Raw genomic sequence first — 26681 nt, 5'->3', positions numbered from 1 at the left:
ACAAGCACGACGGTGGCCGGCGCCTGGGGGTGCCGGCCACCGCTCTCGCCGCAGGGGCGGCGTCGAACGACCAGCAGCAGTAGGAATCCACCGGGGGAACCGTGGCCGGCACCATCAAGCTCGATCTCGACCTGATCGGGAATCTCGCATCCGACCTCTCGAGACTGCACGGCGACTTCCAACACGTCGCCTCTGCCGCATCCGACTACAAGACCGGCATCGGCTCGATGACGGTCGGCAGTGCGATCGACGACTTCGCCGGCAACTGGGACATCCGGCGCGGGCGCCTCCAGGAGTCGATCAAGGCCGTGGCCGAGATGGCCGAGAGCGCGCACGACGGCTTCACCCAGACCGAGGTCGAGCTCGCGAACAAGATCCTCGGGAAGGACAGCTGATGGCACGGCCCAGCGACTGGAGCGCCGTCGACATGCAGCTCGACCCGGTGCCCGGCGACCCGGCCGAGATCCGGCAGTCCGCCTCCGGTGCCCGTTCGATCGAGCAGGCCATCACCGAGCAGGTCAACCGCCTCAACAGCCTGAAGGACGGCGAGGGCTGGGAGAGCGAGTCGGGGACGAAGTTCCGCGACTCCGCCGGAGACCTCGCCGGTGCCATCGAGAAGGCCAAGGGCCGCTACACCGAGCTCGCCGCCGCGCTCGACCAGTGGGCGGACGGGCTCGAGGGGCTCCAGCGCGAGGCCGACGCAGCCCTGCTGCAGGCGCAGGACGCGCGGGACGCGCACCGCGCTGCGGCGAACCAGACCATCACGGCCGAGGCCGACAGTCCGGAACACCAGGACCAGGTCGACGCGCAGGACCGGGCGCTGAGTGCGGCGCAGAGCGACATCGACGCGGCGAAGGCGATCATCCACCGGCTCGCCGGGCCCTTCGGCGAAGAGGGCGAGTACGGGGAGCTGGCAGGTCGGGTCGCCGATCGCATCCGACAGGGCGCGGACGACGGGCTGAAGGACGGCTGGTTCGACCACGTGAAGCAGGCCATCCACGGGGCGCGGGGCGTCATCAACGTGATCAAGGACGCCCTGGACGCCCTCGGCCCGGTACTGCTGCTCGCGACCGTCCTCGCCGCCCTGTTCATCCCCGGTGCACTCTTCGCCATCGCGGTGATCGGGCTCGTGGCAGCGGGTACCAAGCTCCTGCTGACCTCAGCGCAGGCGGTGGCCGGTGATGCCACGGCTGGCGACGTCACCAACGACGCAGTGATGTTCGCACTCTCCGCCGTCGGGCTGAAAGCGGCCTCGGCAGCCAAGCCAGCAATGCAGATGCTCCGGGCGACTGTGGGTACCAAGACGGCTTCAGAAGCCGCCGCTGGCGTTGTGGCAAGGGGCGGGTCCGTCGCCGAGGAGACGAACGCGTTCCTCCGAGGGGCGACTCGAGGAGTCGACGCTGCGAAGGCAGTCGAGAACGGCCGCTCTGTCCGGCTCGCGGACAACCTGATCTCAGGCGGACTCGCCGAGGCCGTGATGGTCCGGAAGCTCGCGTGGAATGCACCGCTCATGCGTGAGGCTTACATCAGGGCAGTCAAGCCGTCGCTCGTGACGATCGAGACGCAGGCGCTCGGCAACATGTCGACGATCCAGACCCTGGGCGACGTGAAGACCGACCTTCAATCCGGTTGGAACAGCTACTGGCACTCGAAGACAGAGATCCACGTCGGGTCACTGTGACGACGGCCTACCGCTTCCTGACGCCTGACGGGTGGTACCGCTACCGGACCGCAGACGCTGGACCGTCGATGGCTCAACGGTTCGTCGAGCGGCACATCCCCATGCTCGCGAAGCGCTCGGACCTGCCTGAACGAGATCGGGTTGTCGCTCGCCAGAGAGCAGAACGCGACATCGAACGCGCCCTCTCCGGTCTGCGTGACATCGGTACGGCTGACGTCTTCTTTTTCGATGGGCAGTTCGGCGGCTACCGGGCGAACATGATGATCACCGTCACGGCCGCGTACCTCGGGCCGAAGGTTGCTGAGCTGCGTTCCGACGACCTCGCCGCGGGCCTGGGCGGCGATCTGATCGAGCTGCCAGCGGGTCCGGCGGTCCGTACGCGAGACAGCATCTCTTCGACGCTCGCGGGCGCTTCGGGCGACACGACGACGCCGGACGGACTCCTTGCCTACACGAGCGCCCTGCGAGGCGATGAGGACGCAGCAGGAACGCTCGACCAGACTCGCGTCGAATACCTCATCAGAGTGCCGGATGAGTCAGGGACATTCGTCGTCGTCTCGTTCCGAGGAGTCGGCACCGACTTCGTTGATCAGCGGGTGGCACATTTCGACATCCTGATGAGCGGATTCGCCTGGACGACCGCATGATCTCGATTCGCTGGCCAGACACGCCCGCCCTGGTTCCACTTCCACTCGTCCGCGACGGCGAACATGACTTGGATCCGCTCGCCGAACTGCTTCTGAGCGGCGCAGCGAACGCCGCATGGCTCGTCGTGGACGAACGCCGTGGTCCGATCGGATGGCTGGTGGGCAGGGTCGTTCCGCTCGACGGACGCAGCCCGGGTGAGGTGCGTCGGGGGCTCCGCGCTTCAGATGTGCTCGAAGATCCCGACGAACGCATCATCCAGACTCACGCCGGCCCCGCTCTCCGGCTCGTCCAACGGTTCCCCCAGCCCTTCCCCGAGCGTGGGATGGTCGTCGCAACGCATGCTTCCTGGTCGTGGCACGTCGCGGACTCGATCGCGGTCCTCTCGACGGAGTCGATGGAAGCAGTCAATGTGGAGGCCGTGATCGCCATCGTCGATCAACTGGCTGCGATAATCAGGTTCGATGACTGAGCCGCTCGCCCGAGCCGCGTTGACCAGCGATCGATGGGCTGCGCGTTTCGACACACGCCAACTGTGGCTGGTGGACGACGCCTTGGTCGCGGAGTCGGACCGGGGCCGCCGGAACGTCACCTCGACGCTCCGCAACGCGACGTTCATCGATTGGACCGAACTCCCCCCGACAGTGTCCTTGACAGCTGGCAACGGAGGCATCCTGCTCAGTGGTGACAACGGATCATGGCTGCTTGCTGTCGACGACTGGTGGATGGAGCCGGTCACGGTGACGTCAAGGGAGCTTGCCTTGCGGTCAAGTGGGCTGAGCGTGCTCCTCGAACGTTTCCCGCGTCATGACGAAAGCAGTGTCGGAGCTCTGGTACGAGAGGCGAATCTGGTTCGGCCCGCGGGTCACCGCGCAGCCCGCTCGACAGCCTTGATGACGGCCATCGTGATCGGCGGTGGTCTCGCGTTCCTCGCCGTCGTCTACGGACCCTTGGTCACCACGCTGATGAACGGGCCCGATTCCGACGCTGTCTGGGTCGCGATCAAGACTACCGTCCTCCTGGGGCTCGCGACGGCAGTGTTCGTCGCGTTGTCTGGACGTGTCCGGCGCAAGCGCGTCGAAGACCACGGCATCGCACCGGCGGACGGTCCTTCGTGGTTCCGTAGGACGGCTTGCATCGGTCTCCGGGACGAGCTCGTCGTGCTCCGCGACGGTCAAGGTGCCGAGCAGTTGCTGTCGGTCGACCAGGCCGGTTCAGGCGACGCGGCTCTCCGCCGCGCAGAGTTCGTTCAAGGTGAATACGGCGCTGCCGCCGTGCTCCGCGACGGTACGGGGACCATCCGCGCGCAACTTCCGGCGTGGGCGTGGTTCCCGGATGAGGTTCGGCGGTCGGAGCTGTGGGAGTGGCTCACGGGTCGCGGAATCCTGACCTCCTCGACTTCGACCACGGAATGGGCTGCGAGCAGGAGCCTCGATCCGCAACGGAGCAGGTCGATCTCGGTCGAGTCACTCGCCAACGGTCGGCTCGGGGTCCAGCCGATACCCCTGGTCGCTGGGGCAGCGTTCTTCTGCGGAATGGTTGCGTCCGTGCCGATGACTGAGGAGGCGCTGCCCCTGCGCATCATCGGATGGGTGCTCGCGATAGCGGTGGTCGTCGCCGTGTTCGCGACCATCATCATCGAGTCTGCAACCCGGATCCCCGTCGCCCGACACGTCCAAGACCAGGCACCGACTCCAGGGCGGTTCCCGACTCGGGGCCAGCGGAACATTGCGATCGCCGTCCTTGCTGGCGGAGCCCTCTTCGGGTGGTTTCTCCACAGAGACAATTGGTTGGGCGCCATCGACGCAGCGCTCTTCGCCGGTGCCTTCGTCATCGGCAGTTGGCTCATGAGCCGAAGGCGGCTGGCCGAACGCGGCCACCGGCCGCTCGGATTCGTCCGGTGGCTTCGTACCGGGGCGCAGAGAGGTGACGAATGACCGAGGTCCTGTACTCATACAGTCGGGCTTGGACGCTGCTGGAACACGGCGATCCTGAGATGGTCGCAGATCTGGCCACGAGCGAAGCCGTGGCGCAGGCTCAGCAGAAGGTGACGCGACGAGAGCGGTCATCGGTTCGCTCGCGGATGGAAGACTTGGCGCGGCTGCAGGACGAGGTCCGGGCCGAGTCCTGCTTCGCGCTCTGCAGCACCACGCCGAGAGTGCAGGTGATCGCCTACACGCTCGTGCACTCGTCGCCGGGAGCGCACCTCGTGGACGAGTTCGTCGAGAGCGCTCTCGCCTCGAGGCCCTCTGGCCTCGGTGACGCGGACGTGAGTCGTCACCAACTCGCGGTCGGGGAAGCAACCCGCATACTGACGCGTGAGCGGATCGGTGAAGGTCGCAAGTCCAGTCTGCAGACGATCGTGCGGTGGATCATCCGGATCGACAGCCACGGACACGACCTGGCTGTTGCGCAGTCGTCCTTCATCCCCGACGAGCTCTACCTGCCTGTCGCGCTGCCGATGATCGATCGGCTCGTACAGGATGTCTCGGCGCGATGAGTCCGGTTGCTGAGCACGGCGGCGTCCGGGTCACAGACCGAACACCGACCGCGATGCCTCGAGCGGTCGCGTGCGGTGCAACGAGGGGACTTGATTGATTCGCTTGCTGTGGAACTACAACCGCGCCTGGACGCTGCTCGACGACGAGGGTGCGATCGACGAGGTCACCGACGCAGCGGTGGAGCACGCTCTCGCGCAGGCGAAGCAGCGGCCGAAGCGTCGAGAACGCACTGTGCTCCGAACGGTCGTGCGCGACATCGCCGCTTTCCAGACCGCGGCGAAGGCGGAGACCTGCTTCGTGCTCTCGACCACGGCACCGACGGTCCGAGCGATCGCGTACGCGGTCGTGCACACCGTCGCCGGTGTCGACCGCGCGGACACCTTCATCGACGACGCTCGTGCACCGCGGGCGTCCGGCATCGGCGACGCCAGTGTCGGGACACTGGATCTGCCCCTCGGCAGAGCAACGCTCGTGGAGATGCGGGAACGCAGCGCCGGCGGCCGGGGGCGGCCGGTGATGCAGGTCGTTCGTGCGATCATCCCCATCGTCGACGGCCTGAACGAGCTCACGGTGGTCGTGTCGTTCTTCGTCCGCGACGAGAACGACAGCGTCCTCGCTCGGCCCATGCTCGACGAGCTTCTGCGCGACGTGCGTGTCGATTGGGCGTGAGCGTCGTCGCTGAGGACTGCCGAAGTGACCGGGCAACCGAGGACGGAGAGCACCTGATGGGACTCGAATTCGACTACGTCAACGCCTGGACGAAGTTCATCGAGGGCGACCCGACCACCACCGGGCGCGCCGCGACAGCGAACGTGATCAGTCACCTCCAGCGGCCGGTCCCGAAGCGCCTGGAATCGTCGCTCGAATCGACCATGACCAAACTGGCGCAATTGCGGAACGAGGTCGATGCCCACGACTTCTTCGTCCTGACGACGGACGCTCCGACGGTCGAGGTACTCGCGTACACGGTCATCCAGTACTTCCCTGGGTTGGATTCTGCTGCCCAGGCGGTCGACGACGCACTGCTCCCGCTCGCCGGACGAACCGGCGATCCCGATGTGTCGACCTGCGTGACGGCGCTCGGCCCGGCCACGCGCATCCTCGACCGGGCGAAAACACCAGGACGCTCACTCGTGCGCCGTGCGGTCCCGGCCACGACGATCCGCTGGGTGCAGCCGATCGCGCAGCTGCCCGATCCGCTGACCGCGGTGTTGACCACCTTCATCCCGAAACGTGCTGACGAGTCGTTCGCTGCGCCACTGGTCGATCAGTTCGCGCTCGGGCTGGTGCTCAACCCGGACTCCCAATGACGTCAATGACGACAACCGCACCACCAAGGAAGCCATGACACGACGACGCCCCCTCACGCCCGGACGCCGCTGGGTCGCATTCGCCCGTGACACGGTGATCGTGCTCGCGATCGGTGTCGGCGTCTCACTCCTCCCAGGAGGCAAGTACGACACGGGCCCCTGGGACGGACCGACCGCGTGGCTCATCCGGTACATCGTGTGGGCGTTCGCGCTGGTCGTCGGCGTCAGCATCGGGAGCCGCCACCTGCGGTCATCCCGTCGAGCGCGTGGCGGACGATGACGACCCGTCGGGACAGATGTCCAGACGCTGCGCGGTGCGGTGTCACCCCATCGGGATGATGAACCCGAACACGATGACGACCGCGATGATCGCCAACAAACACCCCGCGAAGATGAGCGCGAAGAGCTTCACGATCGACCGCTCCCAGTAGCGGGTGGCGCCCGGTACCAGCTGCTCGATCTTCTTCCCCTTGCTCGGCAACCGCGTCCGGGCACGCAGCACCCCGCTGATCTCGCGGATCCTCGGGGTGGTCCAGTTCCAGGAGTCGATCCTGATCCGACGCCTCCTACGGCCGCCGTGGACGATGAAGAGGATCTCGTTGGCGGGCCAGTTGTCGAACGCCGAGCGAAGGCAGCGAAGGTCCGCGTCCCGCGGGAGGAGTCGGCGCCGGACGATCCCTCGGAACTCGACCGCATCGTCGGTGATCCGGATCGTCGCGACCCTGCGTTGCCACACGGCGAGGCCGATCGCCGGCCACACCATGACCGCGTAGAGCGCACCGTAGAACGCCAGGCCGATCGCGGCGCTCCTGCCAGCAGGGAAGAGCACGACGATGCCGCCGATCAGTGCACAGAGCGCTGTCGGCCCCAGACCGCCGAAGATGATCCGCCACTTGGAGAGCTGCACCGGACTGAACTCCAGGATCTCCGGTGGGGCGCCGTGCACAGCACGAAGGATAGCGACCCGCCTCGCTGAGCCCGCAACCGCACGCATGGGTGAGCAGAGCCCGTTCCCCTGCACCGCGCCTCCAGTCCGACCGCCCATCCACAAGCCGGACGCAACCCGGCCTGCACGTCGCAGGAACCTGCGAGAATCGACCCATGAGCGGCAGCACGACGCTGCGGGGGGCCTCGACGGGGTGCTCCGCGACGACCAGGACCCACGACGTGGCAGGTGCCGCGTGCGCCTGACGTTCACCGCGACCCACCTGCCGACCGACGCCACCGCGGACTTCGTGGTCGAGTGCGACGAGGACACCGTCCTCGGCGGGGTCGTCGAGATCGTCGCCCGTCGCTTCGGCCTGAGCGCCGAGTCCATCGTCGAGGTCGCGGTCGACGCCGTCCCGACGACCCCGCACGCCCGGCTCGGTGACGGTGTCCTGCTCGAGGGGTCCCGCCTGACCTTCGGCGCCCCCGCGCCGGTCCTCCCGCTGCCGGCCGACCTGCCGAGCGTCCGCATCGTGGGCGGGCCCGGAGCCGGCACGGTCGTGGTGCTGGACGCGGGCATCGCACACGTCGGTTCCGCTCCGGACGCCACGGTGCACCTGCCGGACCGCACCGCCCCGGAGTACGCGGCGATCCTGCGCCTCGACCTCAACCGGCGGTTCTCGATCATCCCGACGCGCGGCTCGCGCGTCCTCCTCGACGGCACGGAGCTCGACGAGGAGACGTCCGTCGAGCCCGGCAGCGTCGTCACGATCGGCGACACGCTGCTGTCGGTCGCGGTCCCGGACGCCGACCGGGCGGCGATCACGCTGACACCAGGTGGCGGGACGCTCGACTACACCCGGCCGCCGCGCCTGCTGCCGGAGGAGACGCCGACGGTCTTCAAGCTGCCGGCCGCGCCGGGGCAGCAGTCGCGCCGCTCCATCCCGATCATCGCGGCGCTCGCGCCGCTCGGCATGGCGGCCGTGATGATCTCGATCTTCCACAACGTCGCGTACCTGGCCTTCGGCCTCATGTCGCCGATCATCATGTTCGGCAACGCCTGGTGGGACCGCCGCAACGGCAAGAAGACGCACCGGCAGCGGGTGGCCGAGTACGAGGAGACGAAGAAGGCGGTCGAGGCGGACGCCCTGGAGGCAGTGGTCCGGTACCAGCGCGAGTCACGCACCAGCGCGCCCGATCCGGCGACGGTGCTCGACATCGCCCTGCGCCGTCGCGCCCGGCTGTGGGAGCGTCGGCGGACCGACCCCGACTACCTCACGCTGCGCGTCGGCACGGCGGACGTGCCGTCGGGCGTCGTGCTCGAGGACCCGGCAGCGCTGGAGCACCGGCGGGCGGTCGACAAGCTGGCCGAGGACGTGCCGGTCGTGGTCGACCTCGGCGAGCACGGGGTGGTCGGTGTCGCCGGACGCGACGAGCACACCAGGCACCTCACGTCGTGGCTCGTGGCGCAGCTCGCGGTGCTGCAGAGCCCGCGGGACACCCAGTTCGTGGTGCTCACCGACGCGCAGTCCGCCGACGAGTGGGCCTGGCTGCGCTGGGTGCCACAGGCGCGACCGGGGTTCGGGCAGGACGCCGTCATCGCGATCGGCAACGACGCCGAGACGCTGGGCGCGCGCGTCGCCGAGATCGGGCAGCTCATCGACGCACGGCAGCGGGCGATGCGCGAGTCGAACGTGCGGGGGATCCCCGGTCCCGACGTGGTCGTGGTGCTCGACGGCGCTCGACGGCTGCGCGCACTGCCGGGCCTGATCCGCATCCTCAAGGAGGGCCCCGCGGTCGGTGTCCGGGCGATCTGCATCGAGGAAGAGGCACGCCTGCTGCCCGAGGAGTGCTCGGTCGTCGTCACGGTGGGTCCGGAGCGCATCCGTGTCGCCGCCCAGCGTCAGGCGACGGTCACCGACGTCCGACCGGACCGCATCCCGGACGGCTGGTTCGAGACCGTCGCCCGGGCGGTGGCGCCGATGGTCGACGCCGACGACGAGAGCGATGCCGGTGGGCTGCCGTCGTCGTCGCGACTGCTCGACGTGATGCTGCTGGAACCGCCGACGGCGCGGGCGATCACGGGCAAGTGGAACGTGCGTGCGCGCACCACCGAGGTGGTCGTGGGCGAGAGCCTCGACGGCCCGTTCGCGTTCGACCTCCGCAGGGACGGCCCGCACGGCCTGGTCGCCGGCACGACCGGGTCGGGGAAGTCCGAGCTCCTGCAGACGATCGTCGCGTCCCTGGCGGCGACGAACACCCCGGAGGGCATGAACTTCGTCCTCATCGACTACAAGGGCGGTGCGGCGTTCCGCGACTTCGCGCCGCTGCCGCACACGGTCGGCATGGTGACGGACCTCGACACGCACCTGGTGGAACGCGCCCTCGAGTCGCTCGGCGCCGAGCTCCGTCGCCGCGAGCACCTGCTGGCCGACGCCGCCGCGAAGGACATCGAGGACTACGTCGACCGCCTCGTCCGCGGTGAGCCGCTGCCGCCGATGCCGCGTCTGCTCATCGTCATCGACGAGTTCGCGAGTCTCGTGCGCGAACTCCCGGACTTCGTCACCGGCCTGGTCAACATCGCACAGCGGGGACGGTCGCTCGGCATCCACCTGATCCTCGCCACGCAGCGTCCGACGGGTGTCGTGTCGAACGACATCCGCGCCAACACCAACCTCCGGATCGCGCTCCGGGTCACGGACTCGAGCGAGAGCACCGACGTCATCGACGCCGGTGACGCGGCGCAGATCCAGAAGAGCACGCCCGGCCGCGGGTACATCCGGCTCGGGGCCGGCGCGCTGCTGCCGTTCCAAGCCGGTCGGGTGGGCGGCCGGCGTCCGGGGCTGTCGACCGGACGCAAGCAGGTCTGGGCCGGAGCCGTCTCGTGGTCGTCGCTCGGCACCACCCCACCGGCGCCACCGAAGTCGAAGGAGCTGCAGGCAGAGGAACGCACCGACCTGCAGGAACTGGTCGGCGCGGTGGCCGAGGCGGCGACCGAGCTCGGTGGACCGGCGCCCTACCGTCCGTGGCTCGACGCCCTGCCGGAGACGCTGCTCTTCACCGACCTGAACGACCGGGCGTGGGAACTCGACGACAGCAGCACGACCGATGCCCGGGTCGGCCCGCTGCCCTTCGCGCTGCAGGACTTCCCGGCCGAGCAGGCGCAGCGGGTCCGGAGCCTCGACCTCGACTCGGACGGGCACCTCTACGTGGTGGGTGCTCCGCGGAGCGGTCGGTCGCAGGTGCTCCGCACGATCGCCGCCGCGGTCGCCCGGAACACCTCGGCAGCCGACGTCCACGTGTACGCGCTCGACTGCGGCAACGGAGCGCTGCTGCCGATCCAGGCCCTCCCGCACGCCGGCGCCGTCGTGCAGCGCGTGCAGACCGAACGCGCGCAGCGTCTCCTCACGAAGCTCACCCAGGAGCTCGCCCGCCGGCAGCAGGTCCTCGCCGACGGCGGGTTCGCGAGCATCGTCGAGCAGCGCGCGGCCGCGGTCGTGCCGGCCGACCGGCTCCCCCACATCGTGTTCATGCTCGACCGGTGGGAAGGGTTCGTCGGCTCGCTCGGCGAACTCGACCACGGTGCACCGACCGACCAGGTGATGACCCTCCTGCGCGAAGGGGCGAGCGTCGGCATCCACCTGGTGGTCACCGGGGACCGTCAGCTCCTGTCGAGCCGGATGGCGACCCTGGTCGAGGACAAGCTCGTCCTCCGGCTCTCCGACCGCGGCGACTACGGCCTCGCGTCGCTCAACCCCCGCAAGCTGCCCGAGCAGGTCCCGGACGGACGGGCGTTCGCGTCGGAGTCCGCCACCGAGACGCAGATCGCCCTGCTCGCCGCCGCCGGCACCGGTCAGTCGCAGGCCGCGGCGATCACCGCCCTCGCGACCTTCGCGACCGAGCGCGACCGCGCGGTCGAGCGTGCCCGTCGGCCGTTCCGCGTCGACCAGCTGTCCGGGCCCGTGCCGTTCGACCGGGCGTGGGAGATGCGCGACGACGACGCCGCCCTGTTCGGCCTCGTCGGCATCGGCGGGGACGACCTCACCGCCATCGGGCCGGACCTCGCCGCCGCGGGCTCGTTCGTCGTGGGCGGTCCCGCGAAGTCCGGTCGGAGCTCCGTCCTGCTGTCGATCGCACGGTCGGTGCTGCGCGAGGGGGGCGAGATCGTGCTCGTCACCCCGCGGCAGTCGCCCCTGCGCGCCCTCGCGTCCGAGCCCGGCGTCCTCGGCGCGCACGAGGGCGTCGACGTCACCGAGGCCGACCTCGCGCCGCTGTTCGACGGGCAACCCGGCCGCCGGGTCCTCGTCATCGACGATGCCGAGCTCGTCAAGGACGCACCCGCGAAGAGCTGGCTGCAGGGCTTCGTGAAGAGCGCGGCGGACAACGGCCAGGCCATCGTCGCGGCGGGGTTGACGGCCGAGTTCGGCGTCGGGTTCACGGGCTGGCAGGTGGACATGAAGCGACGTCGCTCGGGCGCGCTCCTCAGCCCGCAGGCGATCACCGAGGGCGACCTGCTCGGCATGCGTCTGCCGCGCAGCAGCATCGTCGAACGGGTGCAGGTCGGCTCCGCGCTGGTGCACCTCGGTGACGGCGAACTGGTGTCGGTGCAGGTGCCGGTCCCGTGACCACGCTCCAGTTCTTGTCAAAATGACAAATACCGTGGTACGGTCGGGTCATGGCAGTCGAACTCAGCACCCGGACCACCCGGGGCACCCAGGCGACACCGACGTTCTCCACCATGCGGTTCCCCGCCGGTGAAGCACACGTCAAGGTCGCACACGACGCCGACGCGGGGGACCTCATCGAGATCGCGACCCTGCGCGGCACGAACGGCGACGACCTCCTCATGCTCGGCATGTGGGCGGACGCCGTCCGGCAGCGCGGATCCCGGTCCGTCGCCCTCGTCCCGTACCTGCCCGGCGCCCGGCAGGACCGCGGCCTCCCCTTCGGCGCGAAGGTCTACGCGGACGTCATCAACGGCTTCGGGATCGACCAGGTCATCGCGTTCGACCCGCACTCGCCGGTGATCGTCGACCTGGTGGAGCGCCTGACCGTGGTCACGAGCGAGACCGTCGTCCGCGACCAGGTCGTCGCCGGCTCGGACTACAGCGGGATCATCGCCCCCGACAAGGGCGCGGTCGCGCGGGCCTCCGCCGTCGCCGACGCCTGCGGGCTGCCGGTGTTCCGCGCCGAGAAGCACCGCAACCCGGACACCGGCAAGCTCGACGGCTTCACGTGCGAGCCGCTGCCGGACACCGGTCGCCTGCTCGTCGTCGACGACATCTGCGACGGCGGCGGCACTTTCATGGGCCTCGCGACCGCGACGGGGCTGACGAAGGACCGCCTCGGCCTGTGGGTCTCGCACGGCGTCTTCTCCGGTCGGGCCCCGCAGCTCGCCGAGCACTTCGGGGAGATCGTCACGACGGACTCCTACCCCGCGCAGAATGCCATCGAGGGCCTGCGCACGATCGAACTCACCCCTTACCTGACGGAGCAGATCCGATGACGCAGACCGACACCACCACGACCGGCACCGACGGCACCACCGGCATCGCGCCCCGCCTCACCGCCCAGAGCCCGATCGCCCCGCTCCTCGCCGTCGACGGCTACAAGCACTCGCACCGGCAGGTCTACCCGGCCGGCACCACCCGGATCCTCATCAACTGGACGAACCGTTCGAACGCGCACATGCCCGAGTCGACGCACGCCGTGGTGTTCGGCCTGCAGGCGTTCATCCAGCGCTCCCTCGTCGAGGCGTGGGCGCCGTTCTTCGCCGCGGACGAGGACGAGGTCGCCGGCCTGTTCGAGCAGGCACTGCAGGGGTACTTCGGCCCGAACCACATCGGCACCGACCACGTCCGGGCACTCCACCGCCTCGGGTACCTCCCGCTCGAGATCCGCGCGCTCCCCGAGGGCACCCTCGCCCCGATCGGTGTCGCGACCCTCACCGTCGAGAACACCGTCGACGAGTTCTTCTGGCTGCCGAACTACATCGAGACGGCCCTGTCGGCCTCGATCTGGCACCCGTCGACCGTCGCGACGAAGGCGCTCGAGTACCGCGACCTCATGGAGGACTGGGCCGCCCGCACCGGCGCCGACCCGGCCAGCATCGACTTCGCCGCGCACGACTTCTCCTTCCGGGGACAGTCGAGCATCGAGTCGGCCGCGGCCGGTGGCGCCGGGCACCTCCTCTCGTTCCTCGGCACCGACTCGATGCCGTCGCTCGACTTCATCGACCGCTACTACCCGGGTGACAACGGCTGGGTGGCCGCGAGCGTCCCGGCCACCGAGCACAGCGTGATGTGCGTGCGCGGCGCCGAGGGCGAGCTGGCGACCTTCGAGCAGATCCTCGACGTGTACCCGACGGGCATCGTGTCGGCCGTGAGCGACGGGTTCGACCTCTTCAAGGTGATCACCGAGACGCTCCCGCAGTTGAAGGACCGCATCACGGGTCGCGACGGCAAGCTCGTCATCCGCCCGGACTCGGGCGACCCGGTGGACATCGTCACCGGCACCGTCCACGGGGTCGACACCGCGGCGCTGACCGACCCGGCCCGCAGCCACGAGGAGAAGGGCGTCGTCGAACTCCTCGACGAGATCTTCGGGCACACCGTGAACGACCAGGGCTTCAAGGTCCTCGACCAGCACATCGGCGTGATCTACGGCGACAGCATCACCCTCGACCGTGCCCGCCGCATCTACGAGCGGCTCGCCGCCAAGGGCTACGCGAGCGACAACATCGTGCTCGGCATCGGCTCGTACACGTACCAGTACATGACCCGCGACAACCTCGGCAGCGCGGTCAAGGCCACCTGGGCGCTGGTGGACGGCGAGCCCGTCGACATCCAGAAGGACCCGAAGACGGGCAGCGGCAAGAAGAGCGCGAAGGGCCGGATCGCCCTGCACCGCGACGCGACCGGCGAGATCCGCCAGACCGACCAGGCCACCGCCGAGGACGAGGCGACGAGCCTGCTCCAGCCCGTGTGGGTCGACGGCCGGTTCCGGGTCCTGCAGTCGTTCGCGGACGTGCGGGAGACCCTCCGCCGGGAACGCACCGAGCGCGCCGACCGCGCGGCCCGTCGGGCGACGGCGTGACCGACGCCACCTCGGCGGCCCGCGACCAGCCGCTCATCGCGATCGACGTCGTCCCGATGTCGTTCACGACGAGCGACGGGTTGCGGGTCGCCACCGCGCGTCGGCAGTACGCGCCGTACGCGGGCCAGGAGGCGCTCCCCGGCGTGCTCCTGGAGGGTGCGGAACTCCTCGCCGACGGTGCACGACGCGCACTGCGCACCAAGACCGGGATCGACGCGGCGGCGGTCCGGCACCTCGCGCAGGTCGGTGCGTTCGACGGACCCGACCGCGACCCGCGGAGCGCCGCGATCAGCGTCGCCTTCCTGGCCGTCGTGGCACCGGCGGTGACGACCCCGACGCCGGCCGCGGCGGCCGCTGTGGTGGCCCCGCCCTCGGCCGCCGGACCCGCGGTCTGGCGCGTGCCCGGGGGAGACGACCCGCGCCTCCCGTTCGACCACGACGCGATCATCCGAGCCGCCCTCGACCACGTCCGTACCCGGATCTGGCGCGACCTGCCGCTCACGCGCGCGTTGCTCGGCGAGGTGTTCACCACCTCCGACGCCTCCGCGCTGCAGACCGCACTGACGGGCGTGCAGCCGGACCCGGGCAACACGAACCGGGCGCTGCGGACCAACCCGGCGCTCGTCCGGGCCGACGCACCGGCCACGGCCGCGGTCCGTGGCGGCCGTCCCCCGGCAACCTGGACGTGGGCGGGCTGATCGCGGTTGGGTGGGGGCATGCCCTCCGCCCCGCTGTCCGGTGACACCTCGTTCGCGTTCCCGGAGTACACCGACCCGCCAGCATCACCGTTCGACGTCGCCCGCACCTGGATCGACGAGGCGCGGGACGGCGACGTGTCCGAGCCGATGTCGATGACGCTCGCCACCGCGGGGTCCGACGGCCGGGTCTCGGCGCGGACCGTGGACGTGAAGCGGCTCGACGACCGCGGGCTCGTGTTCGGGACCTCGACGCTCAGCCCGACGGGCCGGCAACTCGACGACAACCCGCTCGCCGCGCTCCAGGTGTACTGGCGGGAGACCATGCAGCAGCTGCGGTTCGAGGGCCGGGCCGTGCAGCTCTCCGACGCCGAGTCCGACGCGCTGTTCGCCGACCGGTCGCCGAAGTCCCGCGCCGCCACCGCGATCGCCGACCAGTCCTCGGTGCTCGAGCCCCGGACGTTGCAGGACCTCATCGACGACGCGAACGCGCTGCTCGACGAGTCCGAGGACGACGTGCCCCGCCCGGAGGGCTGGGTGGCGTGGCGACTCGAGCCGGACCGCGTCGAGTTCTGGCACGGCAGCCGCGACCGGATGCACCGGCGGTTGCAGTACGTGCTCGCCGACGGTGCGTGGTCGTCGGCGCGGCTGCAGCCGTAACGCGGCGCGGGCGGCGGGCGGCGGGCGGCCGCTGGCCCGCCTGCCTGCCTGCCTGCCGCACAACCAAAGTGCGCTCGAACCACGCAATCCCGTGGCTCGAGCGCACTTTCGTTGTGCGAACGCGAACCGTCCCAGCCGCCGCGCGCGCGCGGGGCGGGGCGCCGCGCCGCGCGCCCCGGACCGCGCGCCGCGGCCGCGCCGCGCCGCGGCCGCGCCGCGCGCGCCCGCGCTACCGCGCGATCGGGTTCGACATCGCCCCCGCCCGGATGAGCGACGACGACTGGTCCGCCAGGTCCACCATCGACAGCGTGTTCCGCAGCTGCAGCCGGTTGAGGCACGAGTGCTCGAACGCCGGCACCCGCAGGTCCAGCGGCCGCCGGCGCTCCGGGTGGGCCGCGGCGTGCGCGTCGACGCACTCCCCCACCACCTGCCAGAATCGCGACTCCGGCAGGACCCCATCGTCGTCGAGGATCGCCGCGACGAAGCGCAGCACCCCGTCGAACACGTCGGTGAACACGGCGAGCGCCGCTTCGTCGTCGTCCACCGGGTGCACGATGCGCTCGATGTCGGCGGGCACCGGGCGGTCGGCGTGCCGCCCGAGCACCGCGACCTCTTCGCCGATGTCCTTCATCACCGCGCGCACCACGACCCCGTCACGGACGACGAGCACGAGGTTCTCGCCGTGCGGCATGAACACCAGGTCGTGCACGGTCAGGCAGTGCACCACGGGCAGCAGGTACGCGTCGAGCCAGCGCCGCACCCACTCGTCGGCCGGCAGCCCCGATGCCTCGATCAGCGCCGACACGACGGCGTCACCCGAGGCGTCCCGGTGCAGCAAGGCGGCCATCGTCAGCAGTCGCTCGCCGTCCGTCACCCGCGGCAGCGGGCTCTCCCGCCACAGCGCCGCGAGCATCTTCCGCTGCGGTGAGGACACGTCGACCCGGTGGTATGCGTCCCCGGTGTACCCGATGGCCGCGTGCTCCCGGAGCACCGAGAACCCGGCTCCGGCCAGCGTCTCGTCCGCGGACACGAGCGCCGCGACCCAGTCGTTCACCGCCGGGGTGTTCCGCATGTACGCGGGCGACATTCCCCGCAGGAACCCCATGTTCTGCACGGCGAGCGCTGTCTTGACGTAGGAGCGCTCCGGGTGGGAGCGGTCGAACGCCGTCCGGATCGACTGCTGCGGCTGGTACTCGTCCGGCCCCTCGCCGAGGTCGACCAGGTCCTGCCGCCCGAGGTCCGGCGCGAACGTGACGGCGATCCGGTGCTGCCACTGCCAGGGGTGCACGGGCATCCAGACGTAGTCGTCGGGGTCGAGTCCCCGGGACACGAGCACGGCCCGGAACCCGGCGGTGGTCTCCGGGTCGAGCTCGGCCGCCCAGTGGTCGCGCTCGGTGCGGTCCGCAGCGAGCGCGACGTGTGTGCAGGCCCGGCGTGCGGCGAGCCAGCGGTAGCGGAACCGACCGCCGGCCTCGGGAGCGTAGGCGCGGTACTCGTCCAACCCGAACCCGATCCGCCCGTTCGCCGCCACGAACGCCGGGTGCCCCTCGGTCATCGCCGACTCGACATCCTGGAACGACGCGACGACGCGGTCGGCCCCCTCCGTGCGCCCCCGTGCGAGCTGCGCTGCGGACGGCCCACCGCGACGGTGCTTCGCGGCGGCGCTGGCGAGGGTGGAGGCGATCTCCTCGAGGTACGTGCCGAGCAGCGCGTCGGGGATCCCGAGCCCGTCGCGCAGCTCGAGGACGAGCTCCTGCGCGCTGAGCGGGGCCGCCGCACCGGCGCGGGTGCGGGTCAGCGACGCCTCGTCGATCGACCAGTGCTCGAGCACGTGCCGACGCGCGCGGAACCGGTAGGTCGACTCCCCCGCGTCGAGCCGCCAGGCGTCGCCGTCCGGCTGCGGTTCCACGAGGCGCTCGTGCGTGAACTCGGCGATCGCCTTCGCCACGAGGTGCCGCTGGGCCGGTTCGAGGTGCTCCGGCCGGAGGTGCGCCGCGGGCCCGTCGCCGTCGGGCAGCCCGATCCGGTCGGTGTCGAGCACGGACAACAGGGCGCGCTTGCCGTCGATGTCGACGTCGACCTCGCGCAGTACGCGGAACCCGACCTCGGCGTTCTTCGCGTGCACGGCGGTGTTCCGGACGTCGGGCTCGACGACGACGCGGCGTGCTCCGAGGACGTCGCGGCAGTGCTCGACGACGGTGCGCATGACGGCGCTCGTCAGTCCGTGCACCCGTCCGTCGGCGGGCGGCGGCGCGACGAGCAGGTGCATGCCGACGTCGCCGGGTTCGGCGGCGAACACGTCGGTGAGCAGGACCCGTGCCGGGTCGTACGTCTCCGCGAGGAACACCGCGACGCCGTCACGGAGGCCGAGCCACGCGGCCTGCGCGGGATCCGCCTGTACGTCCGCGAGGTACGTCCGCACCGCGTCGACGTCGAGGTGTCCCATGCCCCACCACGACGACGCGGGGTGCGCGAGCCACGACTGCACGAGGGCGGCGTCACGATCCGGGTCCACGGGTTCGACGGCCAGGAGGCGCGGCTCGGCCCCGCCGACCTCGGTCACGTCCGGCAGGGCGGTCGCGTCGACGGTCATGCGGAGACCTCCGCGCGCTCGGCCGCGTGCCGGGGCGGCGCGCCGTCCGCGGTGCTGCCACGTGCCGTGGAGCGGGCCGAGGCGGGCAGGCCGAACTCCTGGAAGGCGATCCGCGCCTCCAGGCCGTACACGGGCCGACCCGTGACCGAGCGGATGATCGACGCGTTCCGCCACGCCCCCATGCCGAGGTCGGGTGCGGTGAGGCCGTGCGTGTGCTCCTCGGCGTTCTGCACCCAGATGCGGCCGCCGAGTCGGTCGACGTGGTGGTCGCGTGCGACCGCCAGGCGCCCCTGGGAGTCGCGGGCGACGAGGTGCTCGACCGGTGCGAGGAACGCCGCGGACCGCGGTCGGTACCCGGTCGCCAGGACCAGCCGCTCGACCTCGTGCTCGTACGTCTCGCCGAGCTGCTCGTGCCGGAGCGTCAGCCGGTACGTCCCCCGGTCCGCCAGCCACACGGCGTCGACCACGCTCGTCTCGGTGCGGAGCGTCGTCGGGACCGGTCCCGCGGCGCTGAGCCGGTACAGCTGGTCGTAGAGCGCGTCGACGAGGTCCGCGCTGATGCCCTTGTACAGTCCGCGCTGCTCGCGACCGAGGTGGTCGCGGACGTCCTCGGGCAGGGCGTGGAAGTGGTCCGTGTACTCCGGGCTCGTCATCTCGAGCGTGAGCTTGGTGTCCTCCATCGGGAAGAACCGCGGCGAGCGGGTGATCCAGTCGAGGCGGTAGCCGTCCCGCCGGACGTCCTCGAGCAGCTCGCGGTAGACCTCGGCGGCGGACTGGCCGCTGCCGATCACCGCGATCGACCCGGCACGGCGCAGGTCGTCACGGTTCGGCAGGAACTCGGCGGAGTGGATCGCCGGCCCGTCGATGCCCCGCAGGGGTGCGGGGACGGACGGCTCCGTGCCGATGCCGACGACGACGTGGCGTGCGCGGTACGTCTCGGGACCCTGATCGGTCTCGGCGTGCACCGTGAACACGTCGGTCGTCATGTCGTGCTCGACGGCCGTGACCCGACGACCCCAGCGGAGGGTGTCGAGCCGGTCGGCGGCCCACCGGCAGTACGCGTCGTACTCGCTGCGGAGGGGGTGGAAGTCCTCGCGGATGTAGAACGGGTAGAGCCGACCGGTCTCCTTGAGCCACGCCAGGAACGAGAACGGCGAGGTCGGGTCCGCCATCGTCACGAGGTCCGCCATGAACGGCACCTGGATCGTGGCGTCGTCGAGCATCATGCCGTGGTGCCAGGCGAAGCCGTCGGCGGCGTCGAGGAACACCGCGTCGAGGTCGTCGAGCGGGTCGGTGAGGCAGGCGAGGCCGAGGTTGAACGGCCCGATGCCGATGCCGATCAGGTCGTGGACGGGGCGGTCGGCGGTCTCGTCGGCGGGACGGTCGGCGGTCCGGAGGTCGTCGGCGGTGGTCATCGCGTTGCTCCTTCCGGGGCGGAGGTGGCCGCGCGGACGCGCGCTGCCGTCGCGGCGACGTGGTCGAGCGAGGCGCGCATCTGCGCCGGGGTCGTCTCCGGGTTGAGCAGCGTCAGCTTGTTGCAGGGGCGCCCGTCGATCACGGTCTTCGCGATGAGCACCCGCCCCTCGGCGAGGAGGGCCGCACGGATCGGGGCCACCAGTGCGTCGGCGTCCGCGTCGGTCACGCCGGCGGGCTGCCACCGGAACAGCACGGTGCTGAGCTGCGTCGGCGCGACGAGCACGAGGTCCGGGTGCTCGTCGACGATCGCGTGCGTCGCCGCCGCGAGGTCGATCACCGCGTCGAACGCCCGCCCGACGGCCTCGGCGCCGGACGCTCGGAGGGTCGCCCAGAGCTTCAACGCGTCGAACCGCCTGGTGGTCTGCAGGGACTTGTCGACCTGGTTCGGCTCGGCGGCGTCCTCGGGGTTGAGGTAGTCCGCGTACCAGGCCGTGCGGCCGAGGTCGGCGGGGTCGCGGACGACCAGAGCGCTCGACGACACCGGCTGGAAGAACGACTTGTGCAGGTCGGCGGTCACGCTCCGCGCACGCTCGATCCCGTCGAGCAGGTGCCGACGGGTCGGGGACACGAGCAGGCCGCAGCCGTACGCCGCGTCGACGTGGAGCCAGACGTCCTCGAGGTCGCACACGTCGGCGATCGGCTCGAGCGGGTCGATCACGCCGCGGTCGGTGGTGCCCGCCGTGGCGACGACGGCCATCGGGGTGCGGCCGACCGTGCGGGCGGCCGCGATCGCCTCGGCGAGAGCCGCGGGACGCATCCGGCCAGCTCGGTCGGTGGGGACGTCGACGACGGCGTCGTCGGCGAGGCCGAGGAGCCGGGCGGACTTGCGCACGCTGAAGTGGGACTCGGCGGTGGCGAAGACGGTGAGCATCGGGGCCGTCGCGGCTGTCGCGGCCGTCGCTGCCGTCACTGCTTCTCGCGCCAGCAGCAGCGCCTGCAGGTTCGACTGGGACCCGCCCGAGGTGAACACCCCGTCACCGCTCGCGAACCCGATGCGCCCGGCGAGCCACGCCACCACGTGCCGCTCGATGTCGGTCCCGATCCGTGACTGGTCCCAGGTGTCCACCGAGGTGTTCACGGCGGCGAGCACCGACTCCGCCGCGACCGCGGGCAGCGCGACGGGGCAGTTGAGGTGGGCGAGGTACGCCGGGTCGTGGAACCAGACGGCCTCGCGGACGAACAGGTCGTCGAGCTCGGCGAGCGCCCGGTCCGTCCCGAGGGGTTCCGCGTCGAGGTCGACGGCGGCGACGCGGGCCCGGAGTTCGTCCGCGGCGGTGTCGGTCGTCGGTCGGTCGACGTCGGAGATGCGGTCCGCGAGCCGGTCGACCGTCGTGGTGACGGTGGTCCGGTAGCGCTCGGCGTTGGCAGAGGTCAGCAATTCGATGAGGGCTGTCACGTTAGGTAAGGCTAACCTCACCTCGCGGCGATTGTCACGCGCGGCAGCGCGCTCCCGACATGGCCGGGCGCGTCGGCGTCAGGAGCTCAGCGCCTCAGAGCTTCTCGATGGGCGCGATCTTGATGAGGAGCTTCTTGCGGCCCGCGGAGTCGAACGCGATCTCGGCGATGCGCTTGGCGCCGATGCCGGTCACGGCCGAGACCGTCCCCTCGCCGAAGTCGACGTGCTTGATGCGGTCGCCGGCCACGAGCTCCATGTCGCCGTTGTCGCGGACCTGCCCGGACACGCGGTTCGCCCACTCGGTCTTCGGACGGGTCTTCTGCGCTGCGGCCGCCCGGTCGTACGAGCCACCGCCCCAGCCGCCACCGCCGCGGTACCCGCCGCCGGCGCCGCCGCCCGAGCCGCCGATCCCGCCGCCCCGTCGGGCGTTGAGGGCCCGGGGTTCGGTCCCGCCGCGGCTGTTCGCCATGCCGGGAGACTGCTTCCACTCGATGAGCCCCTCGGGGATCTCCTGCAGGAAGCGGGACGGCATCGCCACGTTGACGTCACCGAACTGCGCGCGGGTCATCGCGAGCGACAGGAAGAGGGACTTCTTGGCGCGGGTGATCCCCACGTAGAAGAGCCGGCGTTCCTCGGACGGGCCACCCGGCTCGTTCGCCGACATCCGGTGCGGCAGCAGGTCTTCCTCGACGCCGGTGAGGAACACCGCGTCGTACTCGAGCCCCTTCGCCGTGTGCAGGGTCATGAGCGACACCGTTCCCGACGAGTCGTCGAGCTCGTCCGCAGCGGCGACGAGGGAGACCTCGGTCAGGAAGTCGGACAGCGTGCCCTCGGGGTTGTTCTTCTGGAACTCCCGCGTCACCGCGACGAGCTCGTCGATGTTGTCCGCACGGGCGGCGTCCTGCGCGTCGGGCGACTTCCGGAGGTTCTCGAGCAGCCCCGAGCCGTCGAGCAGCTGCGTGAGGGTGTCCACGACCGGCTGGGTACCGGCGCGGGACGAGACATCGTCGAGCAGGGCGGCGAACGCCGTGATCGCGTTGCGCACCTTCGGCCCGAACCCGAGTTCGTCAGCGTGCCGGAGGGCGTCCCGCATCGTCGTCTCGTGCTCGTCGGCGTAGCGCTGCAGGGTGGTCTCGGTGACCGCGCCGATGCCGCGCTTCGGGACGTTGAGGACCCGTCGGAGTGCCATCGGGTCGGCCGGGTTGGCGACGGTGATCAGGTACGCCATGGCGTCCTTGATCTCGGCGCGCTCGTAGAACTTCGTGCCGCCGAGGACCCGGTACGGGATCGCCGCCCGGATGAAGATCTCCTCCAGCGCACGGGTCTGCGAGTTCGTCCGGTAGAAGACGGCCATGTCGCGGTAGGACATGCCGTCCTCGTGCAGGCGCTGGATCTCGTCGGCGACGAACTGGGCCTCGTCGTGCCCGGTGTAGCCGGTGAACCCGACGATCTTGTCGCCGGCGCCGACGTCCGTGAACAGGTTCTTCGCCTGCCGGTCGAAGTTGTTCGCGATGACGGCGTTCGCGGCGTCGAGGATGTTCTGCGTCGACCGGTAGTTCTGCTCGAGCAGGACGACCTTCGAGTTCGGGAAGTCCCGCTCGAACTCGACGATGTTGCGGATGTCCGCCCCGCGGAAGGCGTAGATGGACTGGTCGGAGTCGCCGACGACGGTCAGCGACGCCGGGGCGATCGACCCGTCGGCCTCGCGCATGCGGGCGACGTGCTGCCCGGCGTCCTCGAGCTTGTCCACCTGCTCGACCGGGACCGGCCGCGTGAGCTCGCGGATGAGGGCGTACTGCGCGTGGTTGGTGTCCTGGTACTCGTCGACGAGGATGAACCGGAACCGGCGCTGGTAGAGCGCGGCGACCTCGGGGAAGGCGCGGAAGAGGAACACCGTCTGGCCGATGAGGTCGTCGAAGTCGAACGCGTTCGCCCGGCGCAGCTCGTTCGTGTACCGCCGGAAGACCTCGGTGAACATGACTTCTTGCGGGTCGTTCGCGTTGATGTTCCGGGCGTAGGAGTCGATGTCCTGCAGCTCGTTCTTGAGCTTCGAGATCTTCGAGGCCGCAGCGCCCACGGTCAGCCCGAGCGAGTCCGCCTCGAGCTCCTTGATGATCCGCTTGAGCAGGGCCTTCGAGTCGGCGGAGTCGTAGATCGTGAACGACTGCGCGAACCCGAAGCGCTCGGCCTCGCGCCGGAGGATCCGCACGCACGCCGAGTGGAAGGTGGAGATCCACATCCCCTCGGACGCCTGCCCGACCAGCGCCCGCACGCGCTCGCGCATCTCGGCCGCGGCCTTGTTCGTGAAGGTGATCGCCAGGATCTGCGACGGCCAGGCTTCTCGGTTGGCGAGCAGCAGGGCGATGCGGCGGGTCAGCACGCTCGTCTTGCCGGAGCCCGCACCCGCCACGATGAGCAGGGACTCGCCGCGGTACTCGACGGCTTCCTTCTGCTGGGGGTTCAGACCCGCGGTGAAGGGGTCGTCGTAGGCGCGGTCACCGGCGCCGGAACCGTCAGCACGGCCGGGCGTCGAGTCGAAGGGGTCGAGCACGATCGTCATGTCCGGGACAGTCTAGGCCGGGCCTCCGACAGCCGAGCGGGCGAGCACGGCCAGGTCGGTGTGGTCGGCGAACACCCCGTCGACGCCGGTGCGGACGACCGAGGTGAACCACCGCTCCCAGTCGCCGAACGCCGCGACCTCGCCGCCGCGACGCAACGGCGCCGGCAGGAAGCGGTTCTCCGGCCGCAGCGTCCACGTGTACACGGCGAGCCCGGCTTCGTGCGCGCGGTCGACGACGGCGCTCCGCACGGGTGCCGGATCCTCGAGCGCGACGCTGTCCACCCCGGCCATCAGCGTCCCCAGGTCGACGCTGATGCCGTGGAACTCCGTCGCGAAGGCCGTGAGCGCGTCGTCGGACCGCTCGGCCGCGTAGGTGGGAGCCAACGACCCGTGGGACGCGACCTCGTCCGCCGCGCTGCCCCGCGCCTCCTGGAGGTAGACGAGCCGCCCGCCGGTCCCGCGCTCCCGGAGGTCTCGCAGCACGCCCTTCTCGAAGCTCTCGACGGTGAGGCGCTCGTCCCCGCGCCACCCGGTCTTGGCGAGGACCCCGTCGAGGAGTTGCCCCATCGGGAAGCCCGCTCGGTCGAAGAAGTCGGCGTGCTTGACCTCCGCGACGAGTCCGACCGGCCGGGGAGCCGCGTCGAGGATCGCGAGCAGGTCCTCGAGGCGGAGGACCGGCTCCTCGCCGTCGTGCTCCGCCGACCCCGGTCGCAGGGCGGGGAGGCGCTCGCGGGTCCGCAGCGTCCGCAGCTCGGCCCACGTGAAGTCCTCGGTGAACCAGCCCGTCGTCTTCTGCCCGTCGACCGTCTTCGTCGTGCGCAGGTGCCGGAACTCGGGGTGGTCGGCGACGTCGGTCGTGCCGGAGACCTCGTTCTCGTGCCGCAGCACCAGCACGCCGTCCTTCGTGGGCACGAGGTCCGGCTCGATCGCGTCGGCACCGAGTTCGATCGCGAGCTCGTACGCGCTCCGCGAGTGCTCGGGACGGTAGCCGGACGCGCCGCGGTGGGCGATCACCAGGGTCATGCGTGCACCGTACCGGCAGGACTCATGTCGAATCCGGGTGACCCGAACGGGGCGCGTGTCGTTCGCCGTCATCCGGCAGCCCATCTGCTCAGATACGAGCTGTGCTCATGAACATGGACCTCGGAACGTGGCTGCTCTCGACGACCACCGCTTCGGTCGGGCTCGCCACATGGGTGACTGCCGCGGTGACCGGCGTCGGCGGGTTCGCAGCACTCGTCACCTACCGCCGGTCGGTCAACGACGCGGCGAGCGCCCAGGCGGCGAGCACCCACGTGTGGGTGGACGATCGGTACGTCCGGTGTGTCTCCGAGGACTACGGATTCTCTCCTCTCCGCGCTTCTCCGGAAGACCTCGAAATCGGCGGGTGGACCACGGGCAGCGTCGACGGCAGCCCCTACGCACGCACCGCCGCGCCCGTGTTCCACCTGCGGAACGACAGCGGCGGCCCCGTGCGCATCGACAACATCCGGCTCCGGTGGACGGCCGCGATCGACCTGGACCCGCGCGACGACGAGTACCAGCACACCTGGTTCCTCGTCCCGGGTGCGGGGACGTCGCGGGGTCTCCGGCGACGGACCACTCGGCGACACCTGCACACCGAATCACTGACACCGACGTTCGCCGCAGGCGTCCGGGTCGTTTGGCCGGGTATGGAAGGCCGGGAGGAACTCCCATGGACCACGGATGACGAGCCCGTGGTCAGAGACCTCGGCGACGCTCTGGGATTCGTGCTCTCGATGTTCTTGCACGATCCGCCGAGCGGCTTCACCCGCGAACAGCTGGTGGGAATCGCGGTCGACGTGCTCTGGGTCGACCTCACCGACGCACGCGGGCGCCGATGGCGTCGACGAGGGACCGGCATCTCGCGACGCCGACTCATCCGCACCCGTCGGTGGGCGCACGCCGGGGTGCAAGCGATGGTCCGGTCGGGCAAGAGGCTCCGACGCAGGTGGGTCGGACACATCGGGTGGCACCACGCGGACGTCCCGATGCACGGCGGATCCGAAGCCGGAGGTGCAACGATCACCGCAGGCGGCGATGGAACGAACCTTCCGCTCGCCGCGAATCCTCAGCCTTCCGCGACCGAGCCCACCTAGGCTGAGAGGACTCGAATCTCCAAGGAAGAGGACACCATGGCCTTCAAGCCCGGTTTCGACCAGTCCCCCGCCTTCAACAACCAGGGGCCCAACACCTGGGGTGGGCGCGGCGCTGGTCAGCAGCAGGCTGGCTGGGGACAGACCCCGCAGCAGGCACAGGGCGGGATGACCCCCGAGCAGCTGCAGTACATGTACGACCGCCCGGCGGCCAGCACGGTCGACACGGACCGCATGTCCTACGAGGACACCATAGTCAAGACGCTGCTCGCGTTCGGCGTGCTCGTCGTGGGTGCCGTGGCCGGCTGGAACGCACCGATGATCGTCTGGATCATCGGCGCCGTCGCCGGGTTCGTGCTGGCGCTCGTCAACATGTTCAAGAAGAAGCCGTCGCCCGGGCTCGTCCTGGCGTACTCCTTCGCCCAGGGCCTGTTCGTCGGTGGCATCTCGCACTACTACCAGAACGCGTTCGGGGGCATCGTCGTGCAGGCCGTGTTCGGCACGCTCGGTGTCTTCGCCGTGACGCTCGCGCTGTTCGCCTCCGGCAAGGTCCGCGCGACGCCGAAGGCCACGCGCTTCTTCCTCGTCGCGATGGTCGGGTACCTGGTGTTCTCGCTCATCAACCTGGTCCTCATGTGGACCGGCGTGACGCAGACCGCGTTCGGTGCCCTCGGGTTCGAGATCTTCGGCATCCCGCTCGGCGTGATCATCGGCATCCTCGTCGTGGTCATGGCGGCGTACTCGCTGATCCTCGACTTCGACCAGATCCAGACCGGCGTCCGTCGTGGCGCTCCCCGGATCTACGCGTGGACGGCGGCGTTCGGGCTCATCGTCACGATCGTGTGGCTGTACCTCGAGATCCTGCGCATCCTCGCCATCGTGGCGAGCAGCCAGCGCAACTAGTACTCGGCACGACCCGAAGGGCCCCGGCGAACACGCCGGGGCCCTTCGTCGTTCCCGGTTCGGGGGCGGCCGACGACCCTCCCACGCCGAGATCGCACGACATGCCGCACGTGCATCGCCGA

The 26681-nt window shown here is 70.5% G+C and carries 22 protein-coding genes; 16 read left to right on the top strand and 6 right to left on the bottom strand.

What is annotated here, in order from left to right:
• Positions 1 to 101: 101 nt before the first annotated feature.
• The 9 genes from BJK06_RS09845 (at position 102) to BJK06_RS09805 (ending at position 6417) form a co-directional block, all read left to right on the top strand.
• Positions 102 to 395, top strand: coding sequence for a hypothetical protein (locus tag BJK06_RS09845; RefSeq protein WP_070417741.1), 294 nt, complete (start codon positions 102 to 104; stop codon positions 393 to 395).
• Positions 395 to 1681: a WXG100 family type VII secretion target gene (locus tag BJK06_RS09840; protein WP_070417740.1), complete on the top strand. Its 1287-nt coding sequence runs from the start codon at positions 395 to 397 to the stop codon at positions 1679 to 1681. The genes BJK06_RS09845 and BJK06_RS09840 overlap by 1 nt, the downstream gene beginning before the upstream one ends.
• 68 nt (positions 1682 to 1749) lie before the next feature.
• Positions 1750 to 2328: a hypothetical protein gene (locus tag BJK06_RS09835; RefSeq protein ID WP_156794828.1), complete on the top strand. Its 579-nt coding sequence runs from the start codon at positions 1750 to 1752 to the stop codon at positions 2326 to 2328.
• Positions 2325 to 2798: a hypothetical protein gene (locus tag BJK06_RS09830; RefSeq protein ID WP_070417738.1), complete on the top strand. Its 474-nt coding sequence runs from the start codon at positions 2325 to 2327 to the stop codon at positions 2796 to 2798. The genes BJK06_RS09835 and BJK06_RS09830 overlap by 4 nt, the downstream gene beginning before the upstream one ends.
• The gene (locus BJK06_RS09825) at positions 2791 to 4263 is read left to right on the top strand and encodes a hypothetical protein (RefSeq protein ID WP_156794827.1); all 1473 of its coding nucleotides are present in this window, start codon (positions 2791 to 2793) and stop codon (positions 4261 to 4263) included. Before BJK06_RS09830 ends, BJK06_RS09825 begins: the two co-directional genes overlap by 8 nt.
• Complete coding sequence (locus tag BJK06_RS09820; protein WP_070417736.1) at positions 4260 to 4826, top strand: hypothetical protein; 567 nt, start codon at positions 4260 to 4262, stop codon at positions 4824 to 4826. The genes BJK06_RS09825 and BJK06_RS09820 overlap by 4 nt, the downstream gene beginning before the upstream one ends.
• A gap of 94 nt (positions 4827 to 4920) precedes the next feature.
• Positions 4921 to 5496, top strand: a complete 576-nt coding sequence (locus tag BJK06_RS09815; protein WP_156794826.1) for a hypothetical protein — start codon at positions 4921 to 4923, stop codon at positions 5494 to 5496.
• Positions 5493 to 6137: a hypothetical protein gene (locus BJK06_RS09810; RefSeq protein WP_156794825.1), complete on the top strand. Its 645-nt coding sequence runs from the start codon at positions 5493 to 5495 to the stop codon at positions 6135 to 6137. The genes BJK06_RS09815 and BJK06_RS09810 overlap by 4 nt, the downstream gene beginning before the upstream one ends.
• A gap of 34 nt (positions 6138 to 6171) precedes the next feature.
• The gene (locus tag BJK06_RS09805; RefSeq protein WP_070417733.1) at positions 6172 to 6417 is read left to right on the top strand and encodes a hypothetical protein; all 246 of its coding nucleotides are present in this window, start codon (positions 6172 to 6174) and stop codon (positions 6415 to 6417) included.
• Positions 6418 to 6459: 42 nt separating this feature from the next.
• Here the strand turns inward: BJK06_RS09805 and BJK06_RS09800 are convergent, their stop codons facing one another.
• On the bottom strand, positions 6460 to 7083 hold the full coding sequence (locus BJK06_RS09800; protein WP_070417732.1) for a hypothetical protein: 624 nt from the start codon (positions 7081 to 7083) through the stop codon (positions 6460 to 6462).
• Between the two features lie 235 nt (positions 7084 to 7318).
• On the opposite strand from BJK06_RS09800, the gene BJK06_RS09795 reads away from it, so the two are divergent.
• Genes BJK06_RS09795 through BJK06_RS09775 form a run of 5 tightly spaced genes read left to right on the top strand, consistent with a single transcriptional unit; the run spans position 7319 to position 15514 of the window.
• A complete protein-coding gene (locus BJK06_RS09795; protein WP_070417731.1) occupies positions 7319 to 11689 on the top strand; it encodes an FtsK/SpoIIIE domain-containing protein in 4371 nt (1456 codons plus the stop codon).
• A 50-nt stretch (positions 11690 to 11739) separates the two neighbouring features.
• Complete coding sequence (locus tag BJK06_RS09790) at positions 11740 to 12570, top strand: phosphoribosyltransferase family protein (RefSeq protein ID WP_070417730.1); 831 nt, start codon at positions 11740 to 11742, stop codon at positions 12568 to 12570.
• Positions 12567 to 14159 carry a nicotinate phosphoribosyltransferase gene (locus BJK06_RS09785; RefSeq protein ID WP_083295169.1) on the top strand — a complete coding sequence of 531 codons (1593 nt, stop codon included), beginning with the start codon at positions 12567 to 12569 and terminating at the stop codon, positions 14157 to 14159. The genes BJK06_RS09790 and BJK06_RS09785 overlap by 4 nt, the downstream gene beginning before the upstream one ends.
• Positions 14156 to 14857: an NUDIX domain-containing protein gene (locus tag BJK06_RS09780; protein WP_083295168.1), complete on the top strand. Its 702-nt coding sequence runs from the start codon at positions 14156 to 14158 to the stop codon at positions 14855 to 14857. The genes BJK06_RS09785 and BJK06_RS09780 overlap by 4 nt, the downstream gene beginning before the upstream one ends.
• A gap of 18 nt (positions 14858 to 14875) precedes the next feature.
• Positions 14876 to 15514 (top strand): pyridoxal 5'-phosphate synthase, encoded by a 639-nt coding sequence (locus BJK06_RS09775; protein ID WP_070417729.1) that lies wholly within the window; start codon positions 14876 to 14878, stop codon positions 15512 to 15514.
• Between the two features lie 229 nt (positions 15515 to 15743).
• On the opposite strand, the gene BJK06_RS09770 is transcribed toward BJK06_RS09775, so the two are convergent.
• The 5 genes from BJK06_RS09770 to BJK06_RS09750 all read right to left on the bottom strand — a co-directional run bounded on the left by BJK06_RS09770 (position 15744) and on the right by BJK06_RS09750 (position 24562).
• Entirely contained in the window at positions 15744 to 18107 is a 2364-nt protein-coding gene (locus BJK06_RS09770) for a GNAT family N-acetyltransferase (protein ID WP_070417728.1), read from the bottom strand.
• Positions 18104 to 19522 carry a lysine N(6)-hydroxylase/L-ornithine N(5)-oxygenase family protein gene (locus BJK06_RS09765; RefSeq protein WP_070417727.1) on the bottom strand — a complete coding sequence of 473 codons (1419 nt, stop codon included), beginning with the start codon at positions 19520 to 19522 and terminating at the stop codon, positions 18104 to 18106. Before BJK06_RS09765 ends, BJK06_RS09770 begins: the two co-directional genes overlap by 4 nt.
• A complete protein-coding gene (locus tag BJK06_RS09760) occupies positions 19519 to 20979 on the bottom strand; it encodes a pyridoxal-dependent decarboxylase (RefSeq protein WP_070417726.1) in 1461 nt (486 codons plus the stop codon). Before BJK06_RS09760 ends, BJK06_RS09765 begins: the two co-directional genes overlap by 4 nt.
• A 94-nt stretch (positions 20980 to 21073) precedes the next feature.
• A complete protein-coding gene (locus BJK06_RS09755) occupies positions 21074 to 23539 on the bottom strand; it encodes an ATP-dependent helicase (protein ID WP_070417725.1) in 2466 nt (821 codons plus the stop codon).
• A gap of 12 nt (positions 23540 to 23551) precedes the next feature.
• Positions 23552 to 24562, bottom strand: coding sequence for a glycerophosphodiester phosphodiesterase family protein (locus BJK06_RS09750; protein WP_070417724.1), 1011 nt, complete (start codon positions 24560 to 24562; stop codon positions 23552 to 23554).
• Between the two features lie 107 nt (positions 24563 to 24669).
• Here BJK06_RS09750 and BJK06_RS09745 point away from each other — a divergent pair, with 107 nt between their 5' ends.
• Both BJK06_RS09745 and BJK06_RS09740 read left to right on the top strand, forming a co-directional pair.
• A complete protein-coding gene (locus tag BJK06_RS09745) occupies positions 24670 to 25659 on the top strand; it encodes a hypothetical protein (protein WP_156794824.1) in 990 nt (329 codons plus the stop codon).
• 36 nt (positions 25660 to 25695) lie between these two features.
• Entirely contained in the window at positions 25696 to 26559 is an 864-nt protein-coding gene (locus tag BJK06_RS09740) for a Bax inhibitor-1/YccA family protein (RefSeq protein WP_070417722.1), read from the top strand.
• Positions 26560 to 26681: the final 122 nt, after the last annotated feature.

Source organism: Curtobacterium sp. BH-2-1-1, assembly GCF_001806325.1.
GTDB lineage: Bacteria > Actinomycetota > Actinomycetes > Actinomycetales > Microbacteriaceae > Curtobacterium.
This window is presented reverse-complemented; position numbering and strand designations above follow the sequence as displayed.